Raw genomic sequence first — 1,036 nt, 5'->3', positions numbered from 1 at the left:
ATATTAAGGAGGTAATTTATGAAACAATTCTTCTACTTATTTAAATCCAAAAAGAAACTTCTCTTATTTTCTATTTATTTCATTGTAGTTATTGTAGGAATATTCATCAGTTATAAAGGGGCTTTTAGTTCTATTCCTGAAAAAGAAATGATACTCATGAAATCAAAGGATCCTGAAATGGGTTTAGACTTCTTTTATTACTTACAGGATTCAGGATTGACACTTATATTATATGTCCTTACTACTCTCATTTTGCCTAGTATCATTAGTGCTGATTTCTTACTATATGAGCATAATAAATTCAATCATTTTCTGATAACACGCATGTCTTCTTCTCTTTATCATAAAAAGGAAAGACAATTCAATTTTCTTGCGACATTTATTCTTATTTTTATGACTCATCTACTTACAATACTAATCATTCATCTTTTCTTTTTTAAGATATCCTTTTCTATTAATCCAATCTATATGAATGCGACAAGACAGACTAATCTATTATCTAGTTCATTACTTCTAAATCTTATTATTTATATGATTCTTTCATCAATTGGTTATGCACTCTTTTCTGATTTCTTGTTCTCATTACAGTATTTTATTAAGAATGTTTATCTCTATAGAACACTTGGATTACTTGTATCTCTTATTCTTTATATTGGTGCGTCAGTTTTATCTCATACATTCTATAATACATCAGGAAGCTTGACTGCCACATTGGCTTATTTCCTTAATATCATTAATATTCTTACTCCAAGCATTATTAAAAGTCCTGTTCTCAACAACAATCCTCATCTCTTCTATATTGGTACGGCATTACTCTATTATCTTTTGTCATCTATTCTTTTTGGAATGAGGGATTATCATGACTCCACTACTTAAACTTATTAAGAAACAGGACACTATTTCACTTATTATTTTGATTCTTCTTATTCCTGTAATCACTAGATTAAGTAAAAGAGTAAACTTCATCTATATTCTCCTTACAAGTAACTATGTCACCTTGATTTTGAATATTACTTATCTAGTGATTATGTATAAG

Annotated in this window: 1 protein-coding gene; it reads left to right on the top strand. The window is 28.1% G+C overall.

Annotated features, from left to right (window positions below; genetic code table 11):
• Nucleotides 1-18: 18 nt before the first annotated feature.
• Nucleotides 19-876, top strand: coding sequence for a hypothetical protein (locus tag QVO42_RS10390; RefSeq protein ID WP_022426034.1), 858 nt, complete (start codon nt 19-21; stop codon nt 874-876).
• Nucleotides 877-1,036: the final 160 nt, after the last annotated feature.

This window comes from Catenibacterium sp. CAG:290 (genome assembly GCF_000437715.1).
Taxonomy (GTDB): Bacteria; Bacillota_I; Bacilli_A; order Erysipelotrichales; family Coprobacillaceae; genus Catenibacterium; species Catenibacterium mitsuoka_A.
Note: the sequence above shows the minus strand (reverse complement) of the source record. Positions and strands in the feature narration are given on the sequence as shown.

Excerpts from the sequence above, each read along its gene's own strand:
- QVO42_RS10390 (WP_022426034.1), top strand. The coding sequence starts at position 19 with ATGAAACAATTCTTCTACTTATTTAAATCCAAAAAGAAACTTCTCTTA.